The 19,160-nt window shown below is 53.5% G+C and carries 16 protein-coding genes and 1 other RNA gene; 8 read left to right on the top strand and 9 right to left on the bottom strand.

Translation table 11 applies throughout. The features are described from left to right. Positions 1–9: 9 nt before the first annotated feature. Positions 10–1,425 carry a D-alanyl-D-alanine carboxypeptidase family protein gene (locus ACM67E_RS07385; RefSeq protein WP_416190823.1) on the bottom strand — a complete coding sequence of 472 codons (1,416 nt, stop codon included), beginning with the start codon at positions 1,423–1,425 and terminating at the stop codon, positions 10–12. A 305-nt stretch (positions 1,426–1,730) separates the two neighbouring features. On the opposite strand from ACM67E_RS07385, the gene ilvA reads away from it, so the two are divergent. Then, positions 1,731–3,257, top strand: a complete 1,527-nt coding sequence (gene ilvA, locus ACM67E_RS07380) for a threonine ammonia-lyase, biosynthetic (protein ID WP_416190822.1) — start codon at positions 1,731–1,733, stop codon at positions 3,255–3,257. A 55-nt stretch (positions 3,258–3,312) separates the two neighbouring features. On the opposite strand, the gene ung is transcribed toward ilvA, so the two are convergent. The 4 genes from ung to ACM67E_RS07360 form a co-directional block, all read right to left on the bottom strand. Further along, positions 3,313–3,972 (bottom strand): uracil-DNA glycosylase, encoded by a 660-nt coding sequence (ung, locus tag ACM67E_RS07375; protein WP_416190821.1) that lies wholly within the window; start codon positions 3,970–3,972, stop codon positions 3,313–3,315. A gap of 133 nt (positions 3,973–4,105) precedes the next feature. Further along, positions 4,106–4,996, bottom strand: coding sequence for an ABC transporter permease subunit (locus ACM67E_RS07370; protein ID WP_416190820.1), 891 nt, complete (start codon positions 4,994–4,996; stop codon positions 4,106–4,108). Continuing rightward, a complete protein-coding gene (locus ACM67E_RS07365; protein WP_416190819.1) occupies positions 4,996–5,973 on the bottom strand; it encodes an ABC transporter permease subunit in 978 nt (325 codons plus the stop codon). Before ACM67E_RS07365 ends, ACM67E_RS07370 begins: the two co-directional genes overlap by 1 nt. 15 nt (positions 5,974–5,988) lie before the next feature. Next, positions 5,989–7,113 carry an ABC transporter ATP-binding protein gene (locus ACM67E_RS07360; protein ID WP_416190818.1) on the bottom strand — a complete coding sequence of 375 codons (1,125 nt, stop codon included), beginning with the start codon at positions 7,111–7,113 and terminating at the stop codon, positions 5,989–5,991. A 488-nt stretch (positions 7,114–7,601) separates the two neighbouring features. On the opposite strand from ACM67E_RS07360, the gene ACM67E_RS07355 reads away from it, so the two are divergent. Both ACM67E_RS07355 and radC read left to right on the top strand, forming a co-directional pair. Next, a complete protein-coding gene (locus ACM67E_RS07355) occupies positions 7,602–8,396 on the top strand; it encodes a peptidase (RefSeq protein WP_416190817.1) in 795 nt (264 codons plus the stop codon). A gap of 167 nt (positions 8,397–8,563) precedes the next feature. Next, positions 8,564–9,241 (top strand): RadC family protein, encoded by a 678-nt coding sequence (radC, locus tag ACM67E_RS07350; RefSeq protein ID WP_416190816.1) that lies wholly within the window; start codon positions 8,564–8,566, stop codon positions 9,239–9,241. 58 nt (positions 9,242–9,299) lie between these two features. On the opposite strand, the gene ACM67E_RS07345 is transcribed toward radC, so the two are convergent. After that, positions 9,300–9,803, bottom strand: a complete 504-nt coding sequence (locus tag ACM67E_RS07345) for a DUF1841 family protein (protein WP_416190815.1) — start codon at positions 9,801–9,803, stop codon at positions 9,300–9,302. Positions 9,804–10,018: 215 nt separating this feature from the next. On the opposite strand from ACM67E_RS07345, the gene ssrA reads away from it, so the two are divergent. Beyond that, positions 10,019–10,383: a transfer-messenger RNA gene (ssrA, locus tag ACM67E_RS07340) on the top strand. Positions 10,384–10,577: 194 nt separating this feature from the next. On the opposite strand, the gene ACM67E_RS07335 is transcribed toward ssrA, so the two are convergent. Together ACM67E_RS07335 and ACM67E_RS07330 are read right to left on the bottom strand one after the other, a co-directional pair. Beyond that, positions 10,578–11,708 carry an aminotransferase class V-fold PLP-dependent enzyme gene (locus ACM67E_RS07335; RefSeq protein ID WP_416190814.1) on the bottom strand — a complete coding sequence of 377 codons (1,131 nt, stop codon included), beginning with the start codon at positions 11,706–11,708 and terminating at the stop codon, positions 10,578–10,580. 468 nt (positions 11,709–12,176) lie between these two features. Then, complete coding sequence (locus ACM67E_RS07330; protein WP_416190813.1) at positions 12,177–13,064, bottom strand: LysR family transcriptional regulator; 888 nt, start codon at positions 13,062–13,064, stop codon at positions 12,177–12,179. Between the two features lie 236 nt (positions 13,065–13,300). Between ACM67E_RS07330 and ACM67E_RS07325 the strand changes: the two genes are divergently transcribed. The 4 genes from ACM67E_RS07325 (at position 13,301) to tadA (ending at position 18,301) form a co-directional block, all read left to right on the top strand. Then, the gene (locus ACM67E_RS07325) at positions 13,301–14,767 is read left to right on the top strand and encodes a DUF3360 family protein (RefSeq protein ID WP_416190812.1); all 1,467 of its coding nucleotides are present in this window, start codon (positions 13,301–13,303) and stop codon (positions 14,765–14,767) included. Positions 14,768–15,033: 266 nt separating this feature from the next. After that, complete coding sequence (gene aroA, locus ACM67E_RS07320) at positions 15,034–16,332, top strand: 3-phosphoshikimate 1-carboxyvinyltransferase (RefSeq protein WP_416190811.1); 1,299 nt, start codon at positions 15,034–15,036, stop codon at positions 16,330–16,332. A 294-nt stretch (positions 16,333–16,626) separates the two neighbouring features. Continuing rightward, complete coding sequence (miaA, locus tag ACM67E_RS07315; protein ID WP_416190810.1) at positions 16,627–17,577, top strand: tRNA (adenosine(37)-N6)-dimethylallyltransferase MiaA; 951 nt, start codon at positions 16,627–16,629, stop codon at positions 17,575–17,577. A 1-nt stretch (position 17,578) separates the two neighbouring features. Beyond that, entirely contained in the window at positions 17,579–18,301 is a 723-nt protein-coding gene (gene tadA, locus ACM67E_RS07310; RefSeq protein ID WP_416190809.1) for a tRNA adenosine(34) deaminase TadA, read from the top strand. A 189-nt stretch (positions 18,302–18,490) separates the two neighbouring features. Here tadA and ACM67E_RS07305 read toward each other — a convergent pair whose 3' ends face one another. Next, on the bottom strand, positions 18,491–19,150 hold the full coding sequence (locus ACM67E_RS07305; protein WP_416190808.1) for a cytochrome b/b6 domain-containing protein: 660 nt from the start codon (positions 19,148–19,150) through the stop codon (positions 18,491–18,493). Between the last annotated feature and the right edge of the window lie 10 nt (positions 19,151–19,160).

The following is a 19,160-nucleotide window of genomic DNA, read 5'->3' as shown; positions in this document are numbered from 1 at the left end:
GTCAAAACGTCATTTTGCTGCGGATGCGGCGGATGCCGGAACAGTCGTGCTTGCAGGTACCGGAGCTGAAGCAGGTGCTGCCTGCGATGCGCCTTGTGCCGCAGGTTGCACGGCTGAAGCAGTGGCAGGCCGGGCGTTTTCTGCCGGTGTTGTGGCGGCAGGAGCGTTTGATACCGGTTTGTCCGTCATGCTGCCGCCGAATGTGGTTTTGAACCACAGCACAATGCTGTCCCAAATACGGCTGAACCAGCTGCCTTCGGCGACATTGTTGAGCGCGACCACTTCTTTTTCGGCAACAACTTCATTGTCTTTCATGAGTTTGAGTTTGCCTAAGACTTGGCCTTTTTCAATCGGAGCCAAAACGGGCTGAACGGTTTCTAAAATCGGTTTCAGGCTTCGGCCGGTGTCGTGGGGAATGGTGACATAGGTCTCATCGACAAAGCCGACATTGACGGCTTTGGTTGCCCCTTTGTAAACCCTGACTTGGGAAATGGCTTCGTCGGCATTGTAAAGCTTAGGCGTGTCAAAGGCCTGCAAAGCCCAGTTCAACAATTTTCCGCTTTCGGATGCGCGCGCTTCGGTGGACTCGGTGCCGACCACTATTGACACGATGCGGCGGCCGTTGCGGTTGCTGGAGGCGGCCAGGTTGTAGCCTGCGCTTTCGGTATGGCCGGTCTTCAGGCCGTCGACGCTGGAATCGCGGTAGAGCAGCAGGTTGCGGTTGGGCTGTTCGATGTTGTTGTATTTAAATGATTTAATGGAAAATATGGGGTAATATTTCGGGAAATCTTTAATCAGCGCGGCTGACAATACGGCTAAATCGTTGACGGTCGAAACGTGGCCGTCTGAAGACAATCCGGTCGGATTTTTGAAATGGGTGTTCGTCATGCCCAAAAGCTTGGCTTCTTCGTTCATCTGTTTGACGAATTCGTCCACCGAGCCGTTACCCATGGCTTCGGCTAAGGTGATGGCCGCATCGTTACCCGACTGTACAATCATGCCCTTGATGAGGTCGCTGACGCTGGCCGGTACTTTCGGGTTCAGAAACATGCGCGAGCCTTCGATTTTCCAGCCTGCGTCTGAAACAGTCAGCATCTGGTCGGCTTTCAACGTGCCGTTTTCCAAGGCTTTGAACGTCAGATAGGCGGTCATCATTTTGGTTAACGAGGCCGGTTCGATTTGGGTATCGGGGTTGTTGGACGCCAAAATCTGGTTGCTGTGCAGATCTTTGACGATATAGGCGGTAGCCGCGATTTCCGGTTTTGCCGTCGGGCTGTTGATGCTCGGCATTAAAAGTTCGGGCTGGGAGGAGGAGGCTGCTTGGCCGGCCGGTGCGGATGCCGCATTGGCTGCCTGTTGCGGTGCGGCGAGGGAAGGTGTGCTTAATAAAGCGGCCAGGGTCAGGCTGAATAGCGTTTTTTTCATAACAAAGGTGTATCAATATCTGTTGCGTAATGCGTGAAAAAGGCCGTCTGAAAACCATCGTGAAGCTGCGCTGGCAGCAGTTTGAAAATCGGTAACCGCAAGAAGGCGGCGGTTTGGACGGCCGGGGAAAGGGCAGCCGCACATTATACCGTTTCAGGCTTGATTTGCTAAGATTTTTCTTGATTTCAGACGGCCTGAAGGGTATGGTTTTACCTTTTCGCTGTTTTGTTGGCAAAGTTTGACGGTTTTGTCGGGAAAATCAGCGTGATGATTCGTTAAATGATTGATTGTAAATAGATACGCTTATGAATACCCGCCCATCTTATTCCGATTATCTGATTCGTATCTTGACCGCTTCCGTGTACGATGTTGCGGTGGAGACCCCGTTGGAACCTGCTCGCGGTTTGTCAGGCCGTCTGAAAAACAATATTCTGCTCAAACGCGAGGATTTGCAGCCGGTATTTTCATTCAAGATTCGCGGTGCGTATAACAAAATGGCGAAACTGCCTAAAGAGGCTTTGGCTTGCGGTGTGATTGCGGCTTCGGCGGGCAACCATGCGCAGGGGGTGGCTTTGTCGGCGCACCGTTTGGGCTGCCGTGCGGTCATCGTGATGCCGGAAACCACGCCGCAAATCAAAATCGATGCGGTAAAAAACCGTGGCGGCGAAGTGGTGCTGAAAGGTGTGTCGTATAACGATGCTTATGATTATGCGATGGAATTGGCCGCAAAAGAGAACCTGACCTACATCGCGCCGTTTGACGATCCGGACGTGATTGCCGGTCAAGGGACGGTGGGCATGGAAATCGTGCGCCAGCGTGCGGACAAAATCGATGCCGTGTTCGTGCCGATCGGCGGCGGTGGTTTGGCGGCGGGCGTGGCGGCGTTCATCAAACAGGTGCGCCCCGACATTAAGGTCATCGGCGTGCAGACCGATGATTCTTGCTGCATGAAGCAGTCGATTGAGGAAGGAAAAATCGTGCCGCTGAAAGATGTCGGCCTGTTTTCAGACGGCACGGCGGTGAAAGTGGTGGGCGACGAAACGTTCCGCCTGTGCAAAGAGTTGCTCGACGGCGTGATTACGGTCGATACCGATGCGGTTTGCGGCGCGATTAAAGATATTTTCGACGATACGCGCAGCATTATGGAGCCGGCAGGCGCGCTGGCATTGGCGGGTTTGAAAGCCTATATCGCCCGCAACGGCGTGCAAAACCAGACATTGGTTGCGGTGACCAGCGGTGCGAACATGAATTTCCACCGCCTGCGCCATGTGTCCGAACGCAGCGAGTTGGGCGAGGGTAACGAAGGTATTTTTGCGGTCACCATTCCGGAGGAGCCGGGCAGTTTCCGCAAATTTATCGATTTGCTGGGCAACCGCAACATCACCGAATTCAACTACCGCTACGGCAATGAAAACAAAGCCCATGTTTTCGTCGGCCTGCAAACCGCCGGTTCGCGCGATTTGGCCATTATCCATGAGCTGCTTAACGATGCCGGCTTGCCGAATGTGGATTTGACCAATGATGAAATTTCCAAAATCCACATCCGCTATATGGTGGGCGGGCGTACCGACAAAGTGAAAAACGAACGTTTGGTGAGCTTTGAATTTCCCGAGCGGCCGGGTGCGTTGGCGCGTTTTCTGAACCACATGCAGGGCGGTTGGAACATTACTTTGTTCCACTACCGCAACCACGGTGCGGACTATGGCCGTATTTTAGTGGGGATTGATGTACCGCCCGAGGATGAAACCGAATTTGCCCAATTTTTAGACAGCTTGGGGTATGTGTATCAGGATGAAACGGATAACCAGGCTTATCAATTGTTTTTGGCTTAAACAAAACAGAGGCCGTCTGAATTTTTTCAGACGGCCTCTGTTTTGTTCGGCTTTATCAAACCTGCCAATCGATTTCGGCCAAACCGTGCGCCTTTAAATACGCATTGGTTTGCGAGAAATGCCTGCAGCCGAAAAAACCGCGATAGGCAGAAAGCGGCGAAGGGTGCGGCGCAGTCAAGACCAGATGGCGGCTGCGGTCGATAAACGCGCCTTTTTTCTGAGCGTGGCTGCCCCATAATAGGAAGACGATGTGTTCGCGGTGTTCGTTCAGTTGCGCAATCACGCAGTCGGTAAACTGTTCCCACCCCAAAGATGCGTGCGAATGCGCTTGTCCGGCGCGTACGGTCAACACCGTGTTGAGTAACAAAACACCTTGTTCTGCCCAATGCTGCAAATAACCGTGCCGGGGTATTTGAAAGCCTTCGATGTCGTCGGCCAATTCTTTGTAAATATTCACGAGCGAGGGCGGAATCTGGACATCCGGCCGCACCGAAAAAGACAAGCCGTGCGCCTGCCCCGCGCCGTGATAAGGATCTTGTCCCAAAATCACCACTTTGACCTGATTGAATTCGGTCGCCTTGAACGCATTGAACACATCTTCTGCCGGCGGATAAATTATCCGTCCGAACTGCCTTTCCTTTTTAACGGTATCGATGATGTGTCGGAAATAGGGCTGCTCCTTTTCCGCACCGATTGCTTCGCGCCATGTCTGCATGGTCATTTTCCTTTAAAAAGAATTGCTTCGGATTATAACATTTTTTCAGACGGCCTTTGACGGGTGTGTATGCCCGAATGCAGAAGCGGATAATCCTGACTAAAGATTATCCGCTTCTCTCTAAGGTTGAACCTTATGGCGCAGGCTGCTGTACGGCCAGTTTTTCCTGTCGGTAGGCTTCTGCCATTTCGCGTTCGCGTTTGGTGGCTTGGCGCATAATCCAATAGTTACCGAGAATCACCAGTGTGCCGATAACGGCAATAAAGATGGTCGCCAATACGTTCATCTGCGGATCCAAGCCTAATTTGATTTTGGAGAAAATCACTTGCGGCAGGGTGGAGGAACCCGGGCCGGACAGGAATGAGGTAATCACCAAATCATCCAGCGACAGGGTAATGCCCAGCAGGAAGCCGGAAGCAATCGCAGGGGCAATCAGCGGCAGGGTAATCACAAAGAAGATTTTCAGCGGACGCGCGCCCAAATCCATCGCAGCTTCTTCCAGCGACTGATCCAGTTCAATCAGACGCGAGCGGATGACCACCGTGATATAAGCCATACACAGGGTAGTGTGACCTAAGAAAATGGTGAAAAAGCCGCGGTCGAAGTAGAGTGCCTGAAGCCATTCGCTGTTTTGCAGGAACATCTGCACCTGAATAATCAGCAGCAGCATCGACAAACCGGTAATCACGTCCGGCATCACCATCGGAGCGGAAACCATGCCCGCAAACAGGGTATTGCCGCGGAAACGTTTGATGCGCGCCATGGCATAGCCGGCCAGTGTACCGAGTACGACTGCTGCCAATGAAGAGACCAAGGCGATACGCAATGACAGCCAAGCGGCTTCCAGAATGGTGCTGTTCTGCATCAATGCGGCATACCATTTGGTTGAAAAGCCGCCCCAAACCGTTACCAGCTTGGATTCATTAAATGAATAAATCACCAAAACAAACAACGGGATATACAGGAAAGCCAATGAGATGAACAGCATCAGCTTTAAGAACCAAGATAATTTTTGTTTGCGCATTATTTCGATCCTTCTTCAATTTGGCGGTTGTCATAGTGCTGGTACAGTGCAATCGGAATCACCAGCAGAATCACCATGACGACGGCAACGGCGGAAGCCAGCGGCCAGTTGTTTTGGTCGAAGAATGCCTGCCACAATACTTTACCGATCATCAGGTTTTCCGATCCGCCGACCAGTTCGGGAATCACGAATTCTCCCACGGCCGGTACGAATACCAGCATAGAGCCTGCGATGATGCCGGTTTTCGACAAAGGCAGGGTAATGGTAAAGAATGATTTAATCGGGCCAGCTCCCAAATCCGAAGCCGCTTCCAGCAGACGGCCGTCGAGTTTCACCAGTTGCGTGTACAAAGGCAGAATCATAAACGGCAGGTAGGCGTAAACCATGACCAGATTCAATGAAAACGCGTTGTAGAACAAGTCCAGCGGCTGGCTGATGATGCCGTTTTTCATCAAGAAGTTGTTGATGATGCCGTTGTGCCCCAGCAAGCCCATCCATGCGTAAACGCGCAGCAGGAACGAAGTCCAAAACGGCAGCATAATCGCCAAAAGCAGGCCGTTGCGGATCGACGGGTTGGCGCGGGAAATGGCATAGGCCGTCGGATAGCCGATAAGCAGGCAGATAACCGTCGTCGTCAGCGCGGTTTTAATCGAAGACCAATAGGTCAGCAGATAAATGTTTTCGCCGTTGCCGCTGCTGAACGGATTGAGCAGTTGGCCCAAAGTTGCCCAGAAGTTTTGGAAAATGTCCGCATAGTTTTGGAAACTGAGCAGAATGTTCAGACGGCGGAAGTCTTCATCGTAAGTCGTCAGCGGCGTAAACGGAGGAATGGCGATTTCCTGCTCGGCGAAGCTGATTTTCAGCACGATCGCAAACGGAATCAGAAAAAGCACCAGAAGCCACAGATACGGAATGCCGATAACGGCACGCTGTCCGGGACGGCGGAACAGTTTTTTCTTCAAATTCTCAAAATTCATCACGGTATTCCTTGTTTATCGGAACAACGGAGTAGGTTGGTTTTCAGGCCAGCTTACGTAAACGGTTTCGTCCCAAGTCGGCGGCGTGATGTTGCGCACATACCAGTAAGGTGCGGGAACCTGGCTTTTAATCACGCGTCCGTTGGGGAGTTGGATATGGTAGATGGCAAAGCTGCCCAAGTAGGCGATTTCCTTGACCGTACCTTGCGCCCAGTTGTAATCGCCCAAATGTTCGGGTTTGTCTTTGTACACATCAATGTCTTCCGGACGGATGCTGACCCACAGATCCTGTTCGGCAGGGCCGCCCAAGCCGTGGTCGATGCGGACATGGTTTTCCAAGCCTTCGCACTGGATGACGGCATAATCGGCATGGTCATCCACTACCACGCCTTCGAAAATATTGGTCTCGCCGATGAATTCGGCGGTAAAGCGGCTGTTCGGGTAGTCGTAGACGTCGCTCGGGGTACCGACCTGCTGCAGTTGGCCGTCGGACATAATCGCCACGCGCGTGGCCATGGTCATGGCTTCTTCTTGGTCATGCGTGACCATGATGCAGGTTACGCCGACTTGTTCGAGTGTGTTGACCAGTTCCAATTGGGTTTGCTGACGCAGTTTTTTATCCAATGCGCCCAAAGGTTCGTCAAGCAGCAGGATTTTCGGACGTTTGGCCAGACTGCGTGCCAAGGCGATACGCTGTTGTTGGCCGCCTGAAAGCTGGTGCGGTTTGCGTTTGGCAAATTTGGTCATCTGCACCAGGCGCAGCATTTCTTCCACTCGCGCATCGATTTCGCCTTTGGGCATTTTGTCCTGTTTCAGGCCGAAAGCGATGTTCTGTTCAACCGTCATGTGCGGGAACAGGGCATAACTTTGGAACATCATGTTAATCGGGCGGTCGTAGGGAGCAAGCCGGGTGATGTCCTGGCCGTCCAGAATGATTTTGCCCTGATTCGGGATCTCCATGCCCGCCAGCATACGCAGCAGGGTTGACTTGCCGCTGCCCGAGCTGCCCAAAAGGGCGAAGATTTCGTGTTGATAGATATCCAAGTCGATGTTATCGACAGCGTAATTGTCACCAAACTTTTTCACCAAACCTTGGATTTGCAGATAAGGTTTGGCAGAAGACGCAGTGGTTGCGGTCATAATGGCAATACTCCAAAAATTAAAACGAGTACCGGCAAAACGGATTTTCGATGGGTGATAAAAAGCTGTTTGATTGCTGGAGGGCGTTTTCAGACGGCATAGGCCGAACAGGCCGTCTGAAAAGGCTTGGGAAGCGCACGGGCAGCAGGAAAAAAGGGAAATACGGTTTCCAAAATTAAATAAACTGACGGTAGGCAGACTATTTAATTTTGAAGACGCGGTAAGCTTTGATTCAGATGAACTCGGTATTATATTAGTCTATGAGCGCAGGGGGCAATATGAAATTTTTGTTAATGCCCGATTCAGGCGGATTGGGTGCGGATTCCGTGGCAAAAAAGGGATAATGGGCGGAGATGGTGACCGAAACAGTTTTCAGACGGCATGGCTTGGCCGTCTGAAAAAGAAACCGAAGAAATCCGTATATTCCGATTTGTTTTTCCGCTAAGATAGATTTTATCGGATTCGGTACGGCAGAACAGGAGCGGGCGGTGGAATTGAAAAAATTGGTCAGGGTCAGCAATATCATCGGCCTGATTTCGGTATTGCTGCTGATGTATTGGGTATTTTCGTTTGTTTTGATTGAAGTATTCGGGCTGAAAGTATTTCGTGAACACATAACGGACATGTTCGGCTTGAGCATTTTAGGCATTTTGGCTCTGATGGCGGGTGCGTTGATGCTGAACATTATGCTTAATTTGACCCGCATCGCCGAGCGCGGGCAGGAAGCAGACGTAAAGGGCGGCAGGAAACTGATTTACGGCGTATTGCTCGTGTTTCCCGTATTGGCGGCGGTATTGTTCGGCGGCAACTATCTGACCATACAGAAAAAGCAGCAGCTTTTGCAGCATTCCGCGCAAAGCCTGATTCAAGACAACCGCACACAGTTGGCATGGCTTGTCCGTTACCGTTTTGCGCCTGAACAATTTCAGATGGCCAAAGAGATTTTGTCGGTGTTGGGCAAGCAAGACAGCGCGTTCAGTCACGTGTCGTTGATTGTCCCCGGCAATATCAACGGCAAGCCTGTGTTTTTTAATTTGAATTCTGACCAAATGACGCATTGGGAAGAGAAGGTTCAGACGATCGATAAAAGCGAATTTCTTTATGCCGCGGGCTTGGCGGAACGCGGATATTTGGACAACGCTTTCCAAACGCATTCAAAAGCCCCGCGTTTTGAGTATGAATCCGGCCGTTATGTCTTGCTTTATCCTTATCAGGAAGGCGGTAAAACCGTCGGGGTGTTGCGTTTAAGCGATTATCAGCCTTACGGAAAATTAGGCAGTTGAACAGACTGATTTGCATATGCCGTCTGAAAAGGTTTCAGACGGCATTGTTGTATGCGGAAAACATATCCGTCGCATTTTGATGCGGCAGGCAAAGAAAATTGGGTGGAATTATCCTAATTTGATATACTGTAAAACTATAATAAAAGTAATTATTTTAAGGTTTTTTTATGAGCATTAAAGAGTGGCCGGAAGGGGAGCGGCCGCGTGAGAAATTATTGGCACGCGGCGCGGCGGCATTGAGCGATGCCGAATTATTGGCGATTTTGCTGCGGGTCGGTACGCGCGGCATGAGTGCGGTCGATTTGGCGCGGTATCTGCTTCAGGAATTCGGCAGTTTGGGAAAATTGATGAGTGCCGATGCGCGCGCATTATCCGTGCACAAGGGCATGGGGTTGGCCAGTTTTACCCAGTTTGCCGTAGTGAAAGAAATCGGACGGCGCATTCTGAGCGAAGATTTGCAGCAGAACATGACGCTGAGCAACCCGCAGGCCGCAGCCGACTATCTGCGTTTGAACTTGGGGCACGAAAAGGTTGAGGTGAGCGTGGCTTTGCTGCTCAACCGGCAAAACCAGTTGATTGCCGCTCACGAATTGTCGCGCGGCACGGTAGCGGAAAACACGGTTTACATCCGGGAAATCGTCAAATTGGCATTGGAAGAATACGCCGACAGCCTGATTATCGCCCACAATCATCCGGGCGGCCATGCGAGGCCGTCTGAAGACGACATCCGGTTTACCAAAAGGCTGGGAAAGGCTTTGGGCTTGGTGGATATTTCGCTGCTGGATCATTTTGTGGTGACGGCACGGGAGGCTTATTCATTGCGGCAGGCGGGGTTGATGGATTGAATGAGGCCGTCTGAAAAGCCACAGGTTTTCAGACGGCCTTTTTATATTTCAAACCGCTTTATCCGCGTCCGCTGATTTTGTCGGACAACCCCACTTCGTGCGGATTCAGGCGGGCATGTTCTTCCTGCCCCAGACCGACCAGTTTGCGCAAACGGGTCATGTAGGCATTCACATCCAAACCGCGCCCGTAACGCTGTGCTTCCCACAAGGTTTCCGCCAACGCGTCCATCATTTCATGCTCGGCGCGAACCCAGTCGTCATGATAACGCGCACACAATTGCGCGTGTATCGCGCGGATGCCCGGCGGCTGGTCGATGGCGGCCTGTTCCTGCAAAGACAGATGCAGCGACATGTGCAGAAAAGGATTGGTTTCGCCGTTTTCGGGCAGCCAGTTTTTATCCAGATAATTGTCGATGTCGGCCAGATAATGTGCGTATTCGGGATGGGCTTCGATAATCCGCAAGGCTTTGTGCTGCAAAGCGTCGAGTTGCAGCGGCGTAAAACGGTGTTGCCAGACATGGGCAAAGAAACGGCGCACATCGTGCGTATTGACATCGTACATATCGGTTTGTCCTGTTCAGACGGCCTGTCCAAATTAAAAGGCCGTCTGAAAATCAGCGGGTGTTGTCGAATGAGAATTGAGCAGATCTATATGGCTGCCAAACAAAAAAACAGAGTGTAGCCTTTTTCCGCAACCTGCCACAAACGATATTTTCAGACGGCCTGAGAAAGATTGGCAAAACCCTGTTCTCTGCGTATAATAAACGCTTCCTATCTGGGGGCGATCTTGGTTTCGACGGGGGTTGCGAAGCAGATGCGGGCATACCGGGGTCTCAGATTTCCCGTAAAACACTGAACTTAAATAGTCGCAAACGACGAAACTTACGCTTTAGCCGCTTAAGGCTAGCCGTTGCAGCAGTCGGCCGATGGGCTGTGTAGGGTCAAACCTACGGCAACGTCATTTTACATTGGCTGGTTTTCCGTCGGGTTACTTGGCGGAAAATAAGATTTAAGGTAACTGGCTTCCCAAGAGCCTGTCTGTCGGCGCAAGGGGAGCAAGATTCCAAGTAGGCAAGACTAAGTATGTAGAACGCTTTGTAGAGGGCTTTCGGACGGGGGTTCAATTCCCCCCGCCTCCACCAGTTACGAAGAAAAAGACCTTGAGGATTCAAGGTCTTTTTTGTTTTGGATAGTCGCGTATTGGGAGGGCGGATGGCTTTCTTTGCAGTCAGTTTTTTTATATGGCGTAAAGTTTGTTCGGGAAGATTACAAACGTGAAAAAGGCCGTCTGAAAACATGAGCGATATGTTTTCAGACGGCCTTCGGGTTTTGTAGCCTATTTCACTTTTGCCAATACCGCGGCAAACGATTCGACGGTGCGGTCGATGTTTTGCAGCTTGTCGAGACCGAACAGGCCCAGGCGGAAGGTTTGGAAATCGCTGCGTTCGCCCACTTGCAGCGGCACGCCCGAAGCGGTTTGCAGGCCTTGTTCGATAAAGGCCTTGCCGCTTTGGATGTCGGGATTGTCGGTGTAGGAAACCACCACGCCCGGGGCTTCGAAGCCTTCGGCGGCCACACTCGGGAAGCCGTTTTCGGCCAGTAGGCGGCGGATTTTGCCGCCCAATTCGTTTTGCAGGCTGCGCAGTTTTTCAAAACCGACGCTTTCGGCTTCTTTCATCACTTCGTACAGCCGGAACAGGCCGTCGGTCGGCATGGTGGCATGATACGCGTGGCCGCCGTTTTCAAAGGCTTCCATGATCTGCAGCCATTTTTTCAAATCCGCGGCGAAGCTGTCGGACTGTGTTTCCTGCGCTTTTTGGTAGGTGCGCCCGTTCAGCATCACCAAACCGGCGCACGGCGTGCCGCTCCAGCCTTTTTGCGGCGCGGAAATCAGCACGTCGATACCGAGTTTTTCCATGTCCAGCCAAATACAGCCCGAGGCAATGCAGTCGATAACCAGCAAACCGCCGACGGCATGGACGGCTTCGGCCAAGCGCGCGATGTAGTCGTCGGGCAGCATGATGCCCGAAGCGGTTTCAACGTGCGGCGCGAACACTACGGCGGGGCGGTAGGCGGCGATTTCGGCGCATACTTCGTCAATCGGTGCAGGAGCAAAAGGGGCCTGGTATGCGTCGGCTTGGCGGGCGGTCAGCACTTTGGTGTCGCCGGTGATGCGGCCTTGTTCGATGATCTGCGTCCAGCGGTAGCTGAAAAAGCCGTTGCGGATAATCAGGCATTTTTCACCGCGGGCAAACTGGCGCGCCACGGCTTCCATGCCGGTGGTACCGCTGCCGGGAATCACGGCGACGTGCTGCGCACGGTAAACGGATTTTAAGGTAGCGGAAATGTAGCGTAAGGCCGTCTGAAACTTTTGCGACATATGGTTTAGGGCGCGGTCGGTATAAACCACGGAATATTCGAGCAGGCCGTCTGAATCGATTTCGGGGCGGGGCAGCGTGTCGGACATATCGTTTCTCCTTGTAACAGTCGGGTGTCGTGACGAAAATCATATCATTTTAGCCGGGCGGATAAAAGGCCGGGATGGTGCGGAAACCGGATTCGGCGGGAATGTCCGTTCGGGGCATCGGAGCCGTCTGAAACATTTTCAGACGGCCTTGTCACAAGAAACCCGAAATAAAAAGGTATTTGGATATTTGATTGGTTTTGAACGTTTTAATATATTGAATAAAAAATATATTTTATAAAACCATCAGCAAAACAAATGGAAATTATCAAAAAAGAAAATTAGCCCAAACGCATGATTTGGGTTTTAATGGAAACCGTAAAGATATTGCCGATAGGGCAAGGTTTCGGTTAACAGCTTGCGTGTGTCGCAAACTTAAGCGGTATGGCTCAAAAGACGGTCATGCCGCTCTTTTTATGCGCTTATCCCGAAGGTTTCGGGCCGTCTGAAGTTTTCAGACGGCCTTTTCTGTCAGACAGGCGCAAGTTGCCAAATTTCTTCGACGCTTTGTTTCAAAAGCTGCAAATCGGGATTGTCTTCGTATTCGCCGGCGTAAATGAAATGCATCGGCATGGTTTGGCGGTATTCCTCCAACACTGACAGCGGACGTCCGTCGAGGATGGCGGCGTCGGCTTTGTTGCTCGGTACCATCGCCACGCCGATACCGTGGATGACCAAATCCAAAATGGCCTGCGGATAGTCGCACAGGATTTGCCGCTTGGGCGACAGACGGTTGGCGCGCCAGAATTGCTGCAAATGCTTGCTGCTGCCGGATACGCCCGACATTTCGATCCATGTGTAGTTTTCCAGACTTTTCGGGTCGGCGCGGATGGCGGCTTCTTCGCCTTTCGGGCAAATCAGGGAATAAGACAGGTTTTGCAGGAACAGGCTGCAAATGCCTCGCTGGTTGATGTTGCCCAAGAAAAATCCGCCGTGCAGGGTTTTGTTTTGAATGCGCGACAGGATTTCGCCGCTCATGCCGTATTGGATGTGCAGGCGGGTATTGGGGGCGGTGCGGTTGATGAGGGCGGTGAGTTCGGCCAGTTTGACGGAATCGACGGGGTGGATGATGCCCAGTTGCGTTTCTTCGGTGTAGTCCTGCGCCAGGGTTTTGGCAAACTGCTCGAGCTTGTGTTTGTGTTGCAGCAGGGCTTCGGCTTCGGGCAAGAAAACTTCGCCGGCGCGGGTCAGCGTCATGCCGTTGCTGGTGCGGTGGAACAGCGGCGTGCCCAAGTCGCTTTCGATGGCTTTGATTTGGGCGGAGACGGCAGGCTGGGAGAGGAAAAGACGTTCGGCGGCTTGGGTGAGATTGCCTTGATGGGCGACGGTGACAAAGGATTTTAGTTGGTTGATATCCATTTTTCAGGCCGGATTTTATTTTGTATGCGTGATTTTTAACATAATTTTTCTTTTTCCGAAAGTCAAAACAGGCTATCAAATCAAGGGTTTCAGTAGATGTCATCAATAAATCGGATAGCAGGCATCAGAAAATAAGATTGGTTTCCTTTTTCAGACGGCATTTTAATAGGCATCGGTTTGCGCCGGAGGAGTAAAAAGGCAGACCGCAACATAAAATCAAAAACAGGAAGTGAATAATGGACACGCAAGAAAAAACCTACGCCGAGCTGCATCAGCCGAGTTCGGCATTCGGCACCCGAGACGATTATCTGAACCACGAGCTGCAAATCATGCAGCCCAAGCGTTGGCGGCCCAACCTGCCGTTTCGCGATTACCGTTTTGAATTTGAAGACCTGATTCCGGCAATGGCCGGTACCATCGGCAAGGTCGTGATGGTGGGTGCGGTGGCCGCCGCATTTGCCGCGCCGCTCGGTCTGCCCGCCGATTTTGTTTTGGAAAACGTGCGCTATGAATTGCTGATTGCCGCCATGTTTATTTTGGCATTGTCGGGCTTCATTCTGCCGACCGCCAATCTGCCGGGAACGCACGGCCCGCTGATTCCGCTGATTCCGATTGTCGTGGCGGCCGGCGGCCATCCTTTGGCATTCGGTATTTCGATTGCGGTATTGGGTTTGCTGATGGCGGTATTCAAAGGCGGTTCGCTGATGGCCAAGCTCACGAGCAACGGCGTTTGCGGCGGGCTGCTGCTTTATCTCGGCTTTATCGGCACCACGGGGCAGGTGAAGAAACTGTTCGAATGGGCAGGGGCGTTTGATAAGGCCTATATCGCCTTTGTCGTGATTATGGGAACGATTTTGATGTATGCCCTGCTGGAGCATTGGCAGAAACGCTGGCTGGCCGTGCCGTTGGGCTGTGTGTTGGCAGGTGTGACCGCATTCGTTTTGGGCGCGCCGTTCACCTTCAATACCGAGCCGGGGCTGCCGCCGATGAGTCCGGCTTACTGGTGGGGCGAAAATACCGGCTGGATGCTGGGTTTGCCGACGTTTGACAGCTTCTTGGTCGTGTTCCCGTTTGCGGTGCTGGCGGTGGCGATGTGGTCGCCGGATTTCTTGGGACACCAAGTGTTCCAAAAATTAAGTTACCCCGAAAAAACCGAAAGAATGCACATGAACATCGACGATACGATGGTCAGCTGCTCCGTGCGTCAGGCCGTCGGTTCGGCATTGGGCGGTGCGAACTTCACGTCGTCGTGGGGAACGTATATCGTGCCCGCATCGATTGCCAAGCGGCCGATTCCTGCCGGTGCGGTGTTGACGGCGTTGCTGTGTATCGTCGCCAGCCTGTGGGGCTATCCGATGGACTTGGCGATTTGGCAGCCGGTATTGAGCGTGGCTTTGGTGGTGGGCGTGTATGTGCCGCTGCTGGAGGCAGGCATGGAAATGACGCGCAAGGGCAAAACCACCCAATCCGCCGCGATTGTCGTGTTCTCGTCCGCGCTGGTCAATCCCGTGTTCGGTTGGTCGCTGACCATGCTGCTGGACAACTTGGGTTTGATCGGCGACAAGAAACGCAGCGTCGAACTGGGCTTTGCCGGCCGCGTGATGGTTCCGGTCATCGGGTTTGCCGTGTTGTGTCTGGCGATGGGTGCGGTCGGTATGCTGCCGGGCATTCCGGCGTTCCTGCCGCAGTTTAGGGGCATGTAAACCGGGTATCGAAAGGCCGTCTGAAAATTTTCAGACGGCCTTTGTCATGCGGTTCGTACCGAATCGGTTTGTCGTTTTATTTGCCTGTCTTCCGCCATTTTCATGCTGAAAATATCCTATCCTTGGCATGAGGCTGTCTGAAAACGGGTTTTACTTGTTTAAAATGGCGGGTAAGCGGTTTGAAGCTCTTTCCACTCCGTCCGTAAACGGGGCGAACTGTGTATAATGCGCTTATTCTGTTTTCCCGATATTTTTCACGCAAAATCATGACCGAATCCATCCGTTTACCCGCTTCACGCCTGAAACCTTCCACCGTCGCGCTGCCCGGCTCCAAAAGCATCAGCAACCGCACGCTGCTTTTGGCTGCCTTGTCCGACAATGTCTGCGAAATCCGTTCGCTGCTCAAATCCGACGATACCGACCGTATGCTCGAGGCTTTGGACAAACTCGGCGTGAACATCGAATTTTTGGAAACAGGCCGTCTGAAAGTGCACGGCACGGGCGGCAAGTTTCCCAACCGCGAAGCCGATTTGTTTTTGGGCAATGCGGGTACGGCGTTCCGCCCGCTGACCGCTGCGCTGGCCGTACTCGTCGGTAATTACCATCTGCACGGCGTGCCGCGTATGCACGAGCGGCCCATCGGCGATTTGATCGATGCGCTGCGCATTGCTGGTGCCGATATTCAATATTTGGGCAACGAAGGCTATCCGCCGCTGCGCATCAACGCGTTTACCGACAAGGGCGCGCGCGTGATTCCGATTAAGGGCAATGTGTCCAGCCAATTCCTGACCGCGCTCCTGATGGCCTTGCCGCTGACCGGCGAAGCGTTTGAAATCCAGATGGTCGGCGAGCTGATTTCCAAGCCCTACATCGACATCACGCTGAAGCTGATGGCGCAGTTCGGCGTGAACGTGGACAACGAAGACTACCGCGTGTTCAGAATTCCGGCAGGTGCGCGTTACCATGCGCCCGACGTTCTGCACGTCGAGGGCGACGCCTCCAGCGCGTCTTATTTCTTGGGCGCAGGCCTGATTTCCGGTGCGCCGATACGCGTTACCGGCATCGGTTTGAACAGCATTCAGGGCGACGTGGCCTTTGCGCGCGAACTGGAAAAAATCGGCGCGGACGTAGTGTGGGGCGACAATTTCATCGAAGTTTCGCGCCCCGAAAACCGATCCGTACAAGCCTTTGATTTGGACGCGAACCACATTCCCGACGCAGCCATGACGCTGGCCGTGGTTGCACTCGCCGGCGGCAAAGCCTGCACCCTGCGCAACATCGGTTCATGGCGCGTGAAGGAAACCGACCGCATCGCGGCGATGGCCGCCGAATTGCGCAAACTCGGCGCGGAAGTCGTGGAAGAAGCCGAAGCGATCCACATCACGCCGCCGGCGCAGCTGATTCCCGAAGCCGCCATCGATACCTACGACGACCACCGCATCGCCATGTGCTTCTCGCTGGTTTCCCTGCTCGGCGTACCCGTCGTCATCAACGACCCGAAATGCACGCACAAAACCTTTCCGACTTATTTTGACGTGTTTGCAGGGATTACCGAGGCCGTCTGAACCTTTAAACCGTATGCGGACGGGTGGAATTTTTGTCCGCAGACAAAGCCGGAAAATGCCGCCGTTACCGTGTTTCTCCCGATAGCGGCGGTTTGCGTTTTTAAACATCAAGGCCGTCTGAAACTTGAGGCAGGTTGGGTCATGAGCCAACGCATTTCTGCATTTCATCAAACTTCGGGTTTTCATCCAAAATCGGTTCGAGGCCGTCTGAAAACGGGTGCAGCGGGATTCGCTAAAACTTTCAGACGGCCTTTTTTGCTATAATCCCCTGTTTCCCAAAATCTATTTTTTCCTATGAACACGCCCAAAGCCTTCGCTGTCCTCGGCCCGACCGCCAGTGGTAAAACCGGCCTCGCGCTCAAAATCGCCGAAACCCTGCCCGTGGAAATCATCAGCCTCGATTCCGCGCTGGTGTACCGCGGTATGGACATCGGCACGGCCAAGCCCACCGCAGACGAGCGTGCCGCGGTGCCGCACCACCTCATCGACATCATTTCGCCGCCGGAGAATTACAGCGCGGCGCAATTCGTCGCCGACTGCGTGCGCTTGGTCAACGAAATCCATGCCCGCGGCAGGCTGCCCCTGATTGTCGGCGGCACGATGATGTATTTCCACGCGCTGACCGAAGGTTTGAACGATTTGCCCGAAGCCGATGCCGCCGTCCGCGCGCAGCTTCAGGCCGACAAAGTGGCGCACGGTTTGGCGTATCTGTATCGGCGTTTGCAGGAAATCGACCCCGAAACCGCAGGCCGTCTGAAAGCCAACGACAGCCAGCGCATCGAGCGCGCTTTGGAAGTGTTCATGCTCACGGGCAAGCCCTTGAGCCGCCATTTCGCCGAAAAAGAAACCCACACGCCGCCGCTGGATTTGTGCACCGTCGCGCTGATTCCGGAAAACCGCGCCTTACTGCATGCGCAAATCGCCAAGCGTTTCGGGCAGATGCTGGAACAGGGTTTTCTTGACGAAATGCGCACGCTTCGGACGCGTTATCCCGAGCTGGCCGCCGATTCCACCGCCATGCGCTGCGTCGGCTACCGCCAGGCATGGGATTATCTCGAGGGTTTGACCGACTACGGCACTTTTGTCGAAAAAGGTATCGCGGCCACGCGCCAACTGGCCAAACGCCAGCTTACCTGGTTGCGCAAAATTCCGTTGGCGCACGCAATCGACCCTTACGGCGAGGCGGATTATGTTCAGACGGCCTTAACGTTGGTTCGCCGTCATTTCGGACTTGAGGCCGTCTGAAATGAAACTGACCACGCTTCCGCTTGCCCCCAAAACCGTCGCCGCACTCGCCCAACTCGGTATCGAAACTCTCGCCGATTTGCGCGAAACCGGTTCGGTCAAGGCGTTTTTACTGCTCAAAGCCGCCGGACTGACCGTAACCCAAAGCACCTTATGGCAGTTCGAAGCCCTGCTGTCGGGCATCAACGCGGCGGATTTGGACGAATCCCGAAAAAGCGGCCTGCTGCGGCAGGTCAAAAACCATCCGCCCGTGGCCGTGTTTCCCATGCCGTCTGAAATGGAAAACTTCATGCGCGCCGCTTTGGAACAAGCAAAAATCGCGGCGCAAATGGGCGAAATTCCCGTCGGCGCGGTGGTGGTGCAAAACGGCAGAATCATCGCCGCCGCCCACAACACCTGCGTGTCCGACCACAACATCAGCCACCACGCCGAAATCCGCGCTTTGGCGCAGGCAGGCGCGGCAGCGGGCAACTACCGCCTCGACGGCTGCGACGTGTACGTGACGCTCGAACCCTGCGCCATGTGCGCCTCCGCCCTGATTCAGGCGCGGGTGAAACGGGTAATCTTCGGCGCGGTCGAACCGAAAACCGGCGCGGCAGGCAGCGTGTTGAACCTTTTTGAAAACAGTGTGTTGAACAAGCATACCGCGGTTTTGGGCGGCATTTTGGCGGAAGCATGCAAAGACGTGTTGCAGGATTTTTTTGCGGCAAGGCGCAACGGTTGAACAAACGGTAAAAGGCCGTCTGAAATTTCAGACGGCCTTTTGAAATTCGGCGGTTTCGACGCTGCCGTTATTTTTTCCGTAAAACGGTTGACTGTAAAACCCGAAAACAGGTAACGGGCCGTCTGAAAAGCGGCAGATGGAATACAGCGTTTTACCGCCGATTTTTCAGACGGCCTCTGTCGCAAACGTTCAACCGACGGCTGCCACCAGCAGCGCGACGGCCAAGGCCACGGCGAGTGCCGCAACCAGTTTGCCCGAACCGGCGAATTTCAGCAGCGGCAGCTTGCCTTCCAATTCTTTGTAACCGGTCATCATCGGCGTAATCAGGTTGTGTTTTTTCAAAAACTTATACGCAAAAATCGTGATGATGTGCACCGCCGCCAAAGCCAGCAGCACATTGAAAAAGCCGAAATGGATTTTGCGCATGGCCGCGCCGGTGTCGCTGCTTACCAGGTTGTTCAAATAGCCGTTGTGGATGAAGGTGTTGTCGTCGGGTGAAAACAGGCCGGTCACGACCTGCACCGACACCGCGCCCAGCAAGGCCAATACCATCAGCGCGCCCAGCGGATTGTGGCCGGGCTGCTCGTTTTCCGTGATTTCACCTTTGAGGTAGCGCACAATCTGCTTCGGCCCGCGCACGAAATTGGCGAACTTGGCCGTATCGCTGCCCCACAAGCCCCAGCATACGCGGAACACCACCAACGCCAAAATCAGCAGGCCGCAGCGCAAGTGCCAAGCCAGCAGGTTGCCGCCCGTCTCGCCGCTGTACCACATAAAGGCAATGGCCAAGACCAGCGTCCAGTGAAAAATGCGTGTGGGCAAATCCCAAACTTTGATTTTCTGTTTCATCGTAGCGTTC

The organism is Neisseria sp. CCUG12390 (assembly GCF_047837985.1).
Classification (GTDB): Bacteria; Pseudomonadota; Gammaproteobacteria; order Burkholderiales; family Neisseriaceae; genus Neisseria.
Note: the sequence above shows the minus strand (reverse complement) of the source record. Positions and strands in the feature narration are given on the sequence as shown.

Excerpts from the sequence above, each read along its gene's own strand:
- radC (WP_416190816.1), top strand. The coding sequence starts at position 8,564 with ATGAGCATTAAAGAGTGGCCGGAAGGGGAGCGGCCGCGTGAGAAATTA.
- ilvA (WP_416190822.1), top strand. The coding sequence starts at position 1,731 with ATGAATACCCGCCCATCTTATTCCGATTATCTGATTCGTATCTTGACC.
- ACM67E_RS07365 (WP_416190819.1), bottom strand. The coding sequence starts at position 5,973 with ATGAATTTTGAGAATTTGAAGAAAAAACTGTTCCGCCGTCCCGGACAG.
- tadA (WP_416190809.1), top strand. The coding sequence starts at position 17,579 with ATGAAACTGACCACGCTTCCGCTTGCCCCCAAAACCGTCGCCGCACTC.
- ACM67E_RS07370 (WP_416190820.1), bottom strand. The coding sequence starts at position 4,996 with ATGCGCAAACAAAAATTATCTTGGTTCTTAAAGCTGATGCTGTTCATC.
- aroA (WP_416190811.1), top strand. The coding sequence starts at position 15,034 with ATGACCGAATCCATCCGTTTACCCGCTTCACGCCTGAAACCTTCCACC.
- ung (WP_416190821.1), bottom strand. The coding sequence starts at position 3,972 with ATGCAGACATGGCGCGAAGCAATCGGTGCGGAAAAGGAGCAGCCCTAT.
- ACM67E_RS07385 (WP_416190823.1), bottom strand. The coding sequence starts at position 1,425 with ATGAAAAAAACGCTATTCAGCCTGACCCTGGCCGCTTTATTAAGCACA.
- ACM67E_RS07325 (WP_416190812.1), top strand. The coding sequence starts at position 13,301 with ATGGACACGCAAGAAAAAACCTACGCCGAGCTGCATCAGCCGAGTTCG.
- ACM67E_RS07330 (WP_416190813.1), bottom strand. The coding sequence starts at position 13,064 with ATGGATATCAACCAACTAAAATCCTTTGTCACCGTCGCCCATCAAGGC.
- miaA (WP_416190810.1), top strand. The coding sequence starts at position 16,627 with ATGAACACGCCCAAAGCCTTCGCTGTCCTCGGCCCGACCGCCAGTGGT.
- ACM67E_RS07335 (WP_416190814.1), bottom strand. The coding sequence starts at position 11,708 with ATGTCCGACACGCTGCCCCGCCCCGAAATCGATTCAGACGGCCTGCTC.
- ACM67E_RS07305 (WP_416190808.1), bottom strand. The coding sequence starts at position 19,150 with ATGAAACAGAAAATCAAAGTTTGGGATTTGCCCACACGCATTTTTCAC.
- ACM67E_RS07360 (WP_416190818.1), bottom strand. The coding sequence starts at position 7,113 with ATGACCGCAACCACTGCGTCTTCTGCCAAACCTTATCTGCAAATCCAA.
- ACM67E_RS07345 (WP_416190815.1), bottom strand. The coding sequence starts at position 9,803 with ATGTACGATGTCAATACGCACGATGTGCGCCGTTTCTTTGCCCATGTC.